The organism is Desulfobacter sp. UBA2225 (assembly GCF_002348205.1).
Lineage (GTDB): Bacteria > Desulfobacterota > Desulfobacteria > Desulfobacterales > Desulfobacteraceae > Desulfobacter > Desulfobacter postgatei.
Genome location: NZ_DDYV01000058.1, coordinates 40,632 through 50,091 on the forward strand (window position 1 = coordinate 40,632; position 9,460 = coordinate 50,091).

Genomic DNA, 9,460 nt, shown 5'->3' on the forward strand with positions numbered 1-9,460 from the left:
ATAAAATTGATACAGTAGCCACATGTGACTCATAGTCTACAGACGACTAAATATCAAGCAGTTTATATTCAATGCACCATGCCTTATGATTGCAAAAATATCAAAACTGCTTTTGGTGACAAGATCCGGTCAATCAGATTATCAAAGGATCTTTCCCAAGAAAAATTAGCAGAACTGGCAGACCTTGACAGAACCTATATATCAGGTGTCGAAAGAGGTGTCAGGAATATAAGCCTTGTAAATATCTGCCAGTTAGCCAAAGCTCTTGAAATAGATATCAAGAAGCTCTTTGATTGAATCTGTATAACCCACCTGTCTTTATTTTCCAAAGCAAACAACTTCCCATATCAATTTAAATCGTATTTGTAAATCAGGGAAACCCTTAGATAGGTGTCAATGGAATAGATGAAATAATACGCCTTTAAGGGCCTATTTTAACCCCATATAAGGCCGTTTGATTCTTTTTCGCGCTACAATATCAATTCAAACAAAAGGCCCTGATATGAGCCATAAATTAGCAGGAACATATTTTAATATTATCTAATGTTTTCAGATAGTTATATAGATTGTGCTTGATGGCAATCTGTCTTTATTTGATATTTTCATATATATGTATCAATAAACAAATAACACTATAATATCAGCAACTTATAATTGTTTATTTTTACATAATAACCTGAATTATAAAGAAAATTTTAGCGCCATAATTTTAATAAAGAAACGTTAAAGGCTTTATTGATGGGGTTTTAGGGGATTTTATTTAAAAATGATAGGCTTTGATATTTAGGATGGGGTTAAGACCGGGGGGCTGTCCCTCTCTGCGGTATTTTTAGGGGAGAAACGCAGCTTTGTAATAATACTTTCTGTTATGCATTTAATGCATTCCAAACAAACAAAAAAAACAACATCTTTATACTTCCCTTCTTCAAGTAAGACCAACTTTGTTGGTTGATTAACCTTCTTCTTTTTTTAATTAATTTTTATTTTAACTACTTACAAACTCTAAACATTGTGGTGACGGAGTCAACATGATGTTCTTAGAGGTTATTGTAGTATATAAGATTATGTTCTTATAAGTCTTTTAGAGCCGCGATTCGAAAGGCTTGTCTATGGGGAATCTTCATTTTTTCATGTGCAAATTTGTCGAAAAACTTTACACAAGACAATTTATGATTATATTATGATATAGTATGTGATGTCAATAAAAAATTAAAAAAAGAAAAAGGGGGAATGCTGGATTTGAATAAGGTTCAAGTAATAGACCAGATAATGGGAAGTGGAAAGACTGAGGGCATTATCAATGAGATGGGCAGAAATAGAGAGACCAAATACCTCTATGTTGGGCCTTTACTAACAGAAGTAGAGCGTGTTTTGGATGCTGTTGTTGATATGTCTGAACCTGATTTACAACACAAGCCCGAAGGCGAAGACACAGCAAGTAAACTATCCAACATCAAGGATTTATTGAGAAAAGAAAAGAGAATCTGTACAACCCATGCTTTATTTCAGCGATTTGATAATGAGACTGTGGAGTTATTAGAAGGTTATACTCTCATTCTTGATGAGACCATGGAATGCATCAGGATTGAGAGACATTTAACAGATCTGGATTATCAGTTGTTTATTGATAGTGGTATCTGTTCTGTTGATGCAGAAACTCAAAGGGTTCATTGGAAAAGTGAGCATTCTGCATCAGGGTTGATAAAACAAAAAGAACTTAGGGAATTAAAAAATCAATGTGATATGGGATCACTTTATTATAAAGGATACTCAGATTTTTCACTGGAGGATTCCCCGGAAATTGATTATCAAGAATCTAATAAAAAACACTGGTTGTGGGTGTACCCACCACAAGTATTTAAAGCCTTTGATGTTGTTAAGATCCTGACTTACAATTTCGAAAACACACCCATGCATAGCTATTTTCAGATTCATGGAATGGAAGTTGATATAGAAAAGAAAGACGACACTGAAGAAAAAATAAAAATTAGAGATAGAATCTTTTTGGTTGATGATCCCAGATACAATTCTATTGGAGAATACAGGCTTTCTTGGTCCGGTTACAGAGCTATGCAAAAAGATAAACAGAATGGAGTTTTGCAAGCAGAGTCGATTGGCAATGCCTTGGAAGGGGTTTTTCGCACCTATGGAAACGGCAGTAAACAGTACAATATGTGGACTTGCTACAAAGATCAAATGAACTATATCTGCAAAGATGGAAAGAAGCTCAAATATAGATTGTTTGATAATGTTGATCATTCTAAAGTCTATAAAAGTGGTTCAAACGAAGGCAAATGTTCTGGTACTTTTATTTATCATAGTGCAAAAGCCGTCAATCAATATGGTCATAAAAAAATAGTTGCATATCCAATTGATAAACATATCAATAATAACTTGAATAATATCCTCAAGTGGTGGGGGCATCCTGTTGATGTGAAAAAATATGCTCTTAATGAAATGACTCAATGGATTTGGAGAAGTGCTATCCGGAACAAGGATAAAATTATCTTGTTTATACCAAAGCCAAGAATGAGGGATATGTTTGTTGAGTGGTTGGGAAAATGTGAAATCATAACAAGGGAAAATGTAACAAAATTTTGGTCTTATTAAAAAGAGCACTTATTTATTTAAGGTACTGAAAACTTTTTTGAAATGGCGTTCCTGTGTGAATAGTTTTTTCTATGCAAGATAATCTTTAGAGCCTGAAAGCAGAAACGCCATATAATTCAATGTCAGAAATCAGAATACCTCATCAGCAACATTAGCTGCTTTTCGTAAAGCGTCATTAATAAGATGGGCATATCGCATCGTCATCTTAATATCTGAATGCCCTAATAGTTCTTTGAGGGTGTAGATATCAACCTTGCCTGAAGATGCCAGATAGGAAGCATAAGTATGTCTGAGATCATGGAACCTGAATCCATGAAGACCTGCTTTAATCCTGATACGTTTCCAAGAGGAGTTGAAAGGCTCTTTGTAATGATTTCCTGTGTTTGAAGGAAAGACGAAAGGGCCTTTTTTAATTTCCTGTGCTCTCTGTATAACTTCCCATGCCTTATTATTCAGGGGAAGGGACTGTCTTGTGCCTCCCTTTGTTTTTTGCAGGGTATAATGGCGCGTTTCAAAATTGATATCTGACCATCGTAGGTTTAGAATTTCACCTTTTCTTTTTCCAGTGTAAAGGGCAAAACGAACAACCAAGACAGCTCTTTCATTCTCCCAGGTATCAAGAGCAGCATAAAGATTTTTAAGACCATCTCTATCAAGGACGTTTTCAATCCTGTTATCTTCCATTTTAGGACCTTCCATTTCTCCGATAGGGTTTAGTCTATGTCCTAACAGTCCATTTTTTATGGACCAGTTTATGACTCGTTTAGCTAAAACAAAGACCTGTCTGATTGTTGCCTTTGCATATCCCTTTTCTGCCATCTTGGACATGATAGGCAACATATGGTCCTTCGGTGTAATCTGAGAAACCTTAACCGGCAGGTAAGAGACAATATGCTTATTCCATCTTATTTCATCATCATGCCATGATTTTTTATTCAGTTTGGCCCAGGCCAGATAGGCAGACCATATTTCTGATACTGTTGGACTTTCCTTTAATGGGACCAGGGAAGGGGCTTGTTCTTTTATGATATCTTCGGTTTTGAATTTGGTTTCAAATTGCCGTGCAAGGGTAAGGGTCGGGACTGTCTTGGATTTCCACTTACCTGTGGTTTTGTCTTTAACCCGGACCTTGTAATTAGCATGGGACAGATTGGTGCCGCATTTTTCACATTGTTTTGTTTTGATAGAATGGGTTTTGTGGCACTTGCTGCAAATTAGATTAATGGACATTTTGGGTCTCCTTGTTCAAAATCTGTGGGAAACATATGGGAAACTTCCAACCCACGAGGAGACACAAAAAGAGAATATTCTTTATTAAAAGATTAAGCTGAGTTTATAACCTTGGATTTGATAAAATCCTTTATTGATAGGCTTTTAGGGAATTGGAATTATAAATAAAAATGGCGGAAGCACATGGGAATCGAACCCACCCGCGAGGGTATCAGCCCCGCACATCGGATTTGAAGTCCGAGGGCCCCACCAGTGAGCCGCGTGCTTCCGTAGTCTTCTATACAAAATATACTTTTAGCTTATTGCTTGTCAATTTCTTTTAAAGACCCAACAAATATGTGCGTTGCAGATATTCGGTTTTTCGTTCCGGCCTTAAATAATTTATTCGGTTCCTTCAAGTACCAGTTCTTTGACCATGGGAAAAATTTCGTTCCAGGACGCACATCGAACCAAGTTGTCATGCCTGATGCACTCCCGGTTCCAGGGCTTGTGGATCAATGCTGTGGGTACCTCCATGTTCCGGGCTAGAAACAGGGCCATGTCCGGGGAATCTTCCACAGCCAGATCGTAAGCCATCATGGATAACTCCTCTTTTGAAATGGCCAGGCAGAGGTCATTTCCGGGGCGGTTGTACTTATCCACCATGATGAATCCCCTGAAAGGTACATCATTCCTTTCAAGCCAGGCCAGAGTTGCTTCCTGGGTCGAGGTGGGACGGCCTGTTACAATATCAATGATGTGACCCATATCAGTCCATGCCTTCAGGGTTTGAACCGCTCCTTCCACCGGCTCAAATCCCATAAGAAAATCAGGCTTATGAACCAGGTCAAAAAAATATTTGAACTCATTATCCGTCAACTGAAAACAATGTTTCAGATCAAAACCGGTCAGGTTTTCAAAAGAGACGGTTTTGCCGAACTCCTGGGCCACGACATCCGGATAAGTTTCTGTGGTCCTGGACACGACATCATCCACATCCACATATATGGTTTTGGGTTGAAAATAGTTCACCAGTCTGCCCTCTTTTATTGTACATTCAACACGGCATTATTTCCCACAGAAGGCTTTTAGCAGAATATCAGGCGTTTTGCAAAATCAATTGTTTAAATACAGAAAAAGCAACCCCGGCCCTTCCTCCATAGAAAATTCAAGCTTGTCGAAATACCATAAACCTGATTGAATACGGCCATGAAACTTGAAAATATAAAAACACCTGATTTAAATATTCCTTTGTTTGAAGCGGCGCCAGGCCAGTTCTGGTGCATTTTGGGCCAAAATCGATCCGGCATTGACTCTTTTTTCAGCCTGTTGTCCATAGACCACGCAAAAATTCCGGGTACTGAAATCTGCCTGCCCAAAGATATGGGGATTTTTTCCTTTGCCGACCAGCAGGAGGTTTTTGAACAGGAACTCAAAAGTGATGATACCGATTTTATGGACCGTCTGGACCCGGGTACGCCGGCCCGGGCCTTTATTCATGATCCGGATCAATACACAGATATGATCTGCGCCTTTGGCATGGATCATGTCCTGGAGCAGGGGTATCGACAACTATCCACGGGCCAGACAAGAAAATTGCTGCTGCTGTCCAGGATATCTTCGGGCAGCCAATGGCTGTTGATACAGTCCCCTTTTGACGGCCTGGACAAGGCTGGCTGCAGGCAGCTTGATATGGCACTGGATCATTGCAGGGGGTGCGGAATGGGTATTCTGGCGTTTGTTTATGATCCCGGGGACATCCCCGCCGGCGCCACCCACATTGCGGTGATTGAAAATGGGCACATGCCCTTTAAGGGGTCTCGACAGGAGATATTGCCCAGGCTTTTTGAATTGCAGGGACAGGCGAATTTTTCAGCGGACATCAATGATTTGAAACCTGTAAAAAATACTTTTTCAGAAAATGTTCTCCCCGGAGAAACGCCTCAGACAACGGAATTGGTCAGACTTGAAGACGGACATGCGGGTTATTCCGGACAGCCGGTTTTTTCCCATCTTAACCTGTGCGTAGCCCCGGGCGACCATACCTTGATTTCAGGTCCTAATGGCTGCGGCAAATCAACCCTGCTGCAGGTGATTACAGGCGACCATCCCGCATGTTACCGGAACAGCTTGTGGCTGTTTGGCATTCGTCGGGGTACCGGGGAGTCCATCTGGGATCTGAAAAAAAGGATGGGCATTGTCAGCACCGATTTTCATCGTAACTACCGGGTGGCCGGAAGCATCCTGGATTGTGTGATGTCCGGTCTTTATGACACCATTGGTATATACCGGCGGCCAGGGCCTGAAGACGAAAAAAAAGCCATGGCCTGGCTGGAACGTACCAGTCTGAGGGATAAGGCAGGCTCCCCATTCCGTACCCTTTCCTATGCAGACCAGCGACTGGCGCTTATTGCCAGGGCCCTGATAAAATTGCCTGATCTTCTGGTTTTGGACGAACCTACCCACGGGCTGGACCGCGCCAACCGCAATGCGGTCCTGGATTTTTTAGGTCAGGTGGCAATGGAAAAATTAAGCACCATTTTATATGTCAGTCACAGGGAGGATGAATTCAGGGACTTTTTTGTCTCCCACATTCGAATGGGAAATTAAGGGACATACCTCTTGTCTTGTGCGTTGCCTGTTGTATGGTCATAATAGGTTCACTCAACACTCAATATACAGGCTCATATGACACAAAACAGCAGCCACTGCTGCCGGCATCGTTGCCGTGAACACACCACCGGAAAGGATGCCGCCTAAGCCGAATAAAATGATAGCCGGGTCAGGGACAGCAGCAGATTGGCTAAATCAATGAGCTGCTAGGGCATTCCACCCTTTCCCTAATGTCCGAAGAATTCACGAAGTTACCTTTTCTTGTTTTTTTCCAAACATCTGTGGTAATAATTTGGTCAGATCTTTTCAAGTCTTTTAGTCCCTTAATTCGGTAACATTAAAAAAAGGACAAAAAAATGAACAAAAAAGTGATTACAACTTGTCTTGCTGCCTGCAGTATCGTTGCAGGGTTGTCGTTGATCCCGATATCCGGCATAATGGCGGAGGATAACGGTCGCCCTGAACTGACCCTGAATGGCGGGAGCAAGGGGCCGATTCCCTTTAAACATCAACTTCACCAGACCGTTGTTAAGGATTGCGCCGTTTGTCACAAGGATTTCGGAAAAAAATCGGGTAGTTTGGATGAGGCAAAAAAAACAGGTGCGCTTAGACCAAAACAGGTGATGACTCAAACCTGTATTGCGTGTCATAAAGCAAAAAAGAGAACCGGGGAAAAATCCGGTCCTACCAGTTGCAGCGGCTGCCACTCCTGACAGGATTGTCGAACATACAACCCCAACCTTGAAAGGAGAGTGACCAATGAAATCCACAAAATTTCTCATTATTGTACTATCAGCTCTTTTAGCTCTTTTTTTTACTGTTCCGGCGTTTGCGGATTCATACACCAGTACGATTAATGTGTTTAAGACGTCCGAAGCGGTTCAGCCCTTTTTTGACAGCTGCTATGGATATGCCGTATTTCCGATAGTGGGCAAGGCCGGCATTGTTGTCGGAGGCGCCTATGGTCAAGGCCGGGTTTATCAGGATGATCTGATCACCGGTACTGCCACCATTACAAAAATAACCCTTGGTTTTCAGCTGGGTGGGCAGGCTTTTTCCGAAATTATCTTTTTCCAGGACAAACGGGCCTATGATGAATTTACCGACGGATCATATGAGTTTGATGCCTCAGTTTCAGCCGTAGTGGTCACTGCAGGGGCCCAGGCCAAGGCCGGCAGTGACGGTGGAAGCGCCGGGGCCAGTGCCGGTCCGGCAACTGGAATACAGGCAAACACAGGATATTACAAAGGTATGGCTGTATTTATCCACGCCAAAGTCGGTCTGATGTATGAGGCCGCTATTGGCGGGCAGATATTTGACGTCACCCTTTTTAAATAAAGGTTTGTCTACATAAAGATAGAAACAAGCACAGCTCAAGTGATGGCATGTTCATCGCTTGGGCTGTATTGTTTTAGACGGCAGGAGATTTTACACGGCTTTAAAATTTATTCTTCTGACTCAAACCTACACATTTACCTCAAAATTCTTTACATTTATATTTACATAAGGCGAAATTTCCGGCACATTGTCAAAAATTAACGAAAGAATGTAAGTAAAAATGAGACCCAAACTCACAGAAAAACAAAAAAAGGTCATGGCCTTTTTAAAGTCCACACTTGGGCAATCCGGAGAAACCCCAAGTCTTAGAGGCATGGCCAACAGCCTTGCCATTAGCCATGCCGCCGTGGCACAGACCTTGAAATTGCTTGAAACCAAAGGCTATATCCGCAGACTGGGTCGATACAGCAGAAATATTGTTATTCTGGATAAGCCCGGCGCGATGAATGCGGAACATCGCAAAAAGGTTGTCCCCATTGTGGGGCGGATCACAGCCGGACTACCCATCTATGCGACCCGGGAGTGGGACGGCAACCTTGTGGTGGATGACGCCCTGTTTCCAGGCGATAACCTGTTTGCCTTGAGGGTCCAAGGGCAGTCCATGAAAAATGCGGGTATCCTTGACCGGGACATTGCAATCTGCAGACCCCGGCAGTATGCCGTGGACATGGAAATCGTGGTGGCACTGATCAATGGAGAGGAAGCCACGGTCAAGCGTTTTTTTCTGCACCCCGACCACATTGAACTGCGCCCGGAAAACCCTGCTTTTCGTCCCCAGACCTATGGTTTTGACGATGTCATGATCCAGGGCAAGGTGATTGGCATCATCCGCTCGGCCCAGATTATGGACGAAGAATAAACCGGTGGACAGACTGTATGCAGGTACCAGCGGCTACGCCTATGCGGAATGGGTCGCCGCAGGGGTTTACCCGGCCGGCACCCACGCTGCCGGTATGCTGCCGGCCTATGCAGAAATGTTTAAGGCCACGGAACTTAACTACACCTGGTACCAGATGCCCAAAGCCCGATCCCTGGAGCGGATGGCAGCCCAGGTCCCCCGGGGATTCAAATTCAGCGTTAAGCTTACCCGCACCATGACCCATGAAGTGGACAAAGCCGGCTGGATTCGGGAAGTATTGACGTTCCGTCAGGGCATTGCCCCGCTGGAAGCGGCAAGCTGTCTTTTGTGCATACTGGTCCAGCTGCCGCCTTATTTCTCGCGCACCCCGGAACGGAGAATTTACCTGGCAGCCTTGCTGGATGAGCTTTCAGGTCTGCCGGTCGCCGTTGAATTCCGGCATTCCTCCTGGGTCCATGACAAGGTGTTTTATGAATTTGAACGGCGGGCCGTCACCTTGGTGACCGTGGACGGCCCGGACCTGCCCGGCCTCTTCCCAAGACTGGATATTGTTACCAATCCCCGGCTTTTCTACCTGCGGCTGCACGGCAGGAACACCCAGGAGTGGGGCTCCGGCAACATGCAGAAACAATTTGACTACAATTATAGTGACGCCGAGCTAAAGTCTTTTGCCGGAACCATATCCAACACCCTTGGCCCTGCCGCAGACATAGGTGCCGTGTTTTTCAACAACCACGTCAGGGGGCAGGCGCCAAATAACTGCCGACGGCTGATCAACATACTTATGAGCCGGTCTTAGAGTTTGTCCATTTTGCTAAATCCGGGAGCGCG

General features: G+C 43.5%; 9 protein-coding genes and 1 tRNA gene. 7 read left to right on the forward strand and 3 right to left on the reverse strand.

Annotated elements, in window-relative coordinates; translation table 11 throughout:
- Positions 1–24: 24 nt before the first annotated feature.
- Positions 25–297 (forward strand): helix-turn-helix domain-containing protein, encoded by a 273-nt coding sequence (locus B3D59_RS03165; RefSeq protein ID WP_286817654.1) that lies wholly within the window; start codon positions 25–27, stop codon positions 295–297.
- Between the two features lie 933 nt (positions 298–1,230).
- Positions 1,231–2,610: a DEAD/DEAH box helicase family protein gene (locus B3D59_RS03170; RefSeq protein WP_286817655.1), complete on the forward strand. Its 1,380-nt coding sequence runs from the start codon at positions 1,231–1,233 to the stop codon at positions 2,608–2,610.
- 129 nt (positions 2,611–2,739) lie between these two features.
- Here B3D59_RS03170 and B3D59_RS03175 read toward each other — a convergent pair whose 3' ends face one another.
- The 3 genes from B3D59_RS03175 to B3D59_RS03185 all read right to left on the reverse strand — a co-directional run bounded on the left by B3D59_RS03175 (position 2,740) and on the right by B3D59_RS03185 (position 4,851).
- Positions 2,740–3,438 carry a tyrosine-type recombinase/integrase gene (locus B3D59_RS03175; RefSeq protein WP_286817656.1) on the reverse strand — a complete coding sequence of 233 codons (699 nt, stop codon included), beginning with the start codon at positions 3,436–3,438 and terminating at the stop codon, positions 2,740–2,742.
- A gap of 573 nt (positions 3,439–4,011) precedes the next feature.
- A tRNA-Sec gene (locus B3D59_RS03180) sits at positions 4,012–4,109 on the reverse strand.
- Between the two features lie 112 nt (positions 4,110–4,221).
- Positions 4,222–4,851, reverse strand: coding sequence for a 5' nucleotidase, NT5C type (locus B3D59_RS03185; RefSeq protein WP_286817657.1), 630 nt, complete (start codon positions 4,849–4,851; stop codon positions 4,222–4,224).
- 177 nt (positions 4,852–5,028) lie between these two features.
- On the opposite strand from B3D59_RS03185, the gene B3D59_RS03190 reads away from it, so the two are divergent.
- The 5 genes from B3D59_RS03190 to B3D59_RS03210 all read left to right on the forward strand — a co-directional run bounded on the left by B3D59_RS03190 (position 5,029) and on the right by B3D59_RS03210 (position 9,428).
- Positions 5,029–6,429, forward strand: coding sequence for an ATP-binding cassette domain-containing protein (locus tag B3D59_RS03190; protein ID WP_286817658.1), 1,401 nt, complete (start codon positions 5,029–5,031; stop codon positions 6,427–6,429).
- Positions 6,430–6,788: 359 nt separating this feature from the next.
- Positions 6,789–7,145, forward strand: coding sequence for a cytochrome c3 family protein (locus B3D59_RS03195; protein ID WP_286817659.1), 357 nt, complete (start codon positions 6,789–6,791; stop codon positions 7,143–7,145).
- Between the two features lie 46 nt (positions 7,146–7,191).
- Entirely contained in the window at positions 7,192–7,770 is a 579-nt protein-coding gene (locus B3D59_RS03200) for a lipid-binding SYLF domain-containing protein (RefSeq protein ID WP_286817660.1), read from the forward strand.
- 220 nt (positions 7,771–7,990) lie between these two features.
- Positions 7,991–8,629, forward strand: coding sequence for a transcriptional repressor LexA (gene lexA / locus B3D59_RS03205; protein WP_286817662.1), 639 nt, complete (start codon positions 7,991–7,993; stop codon positions 8,627–8,629).
- A 4-nt stretch (positions 8,630–8,633) separates the two neighbouring features.
- Complete coding sequence (locus B3D59_RS03210) at positions 8,634–9,428, forward strand: DUF72 domain-containing protein (protein ID WP_286817663.1); 795 nt, start codon at positions 8,634–8,636, stop codon at positions 9,426–9,428.
- The last annotated feature ends 32 nt before the right edge of the window (positions 9,429–9,460 follow it).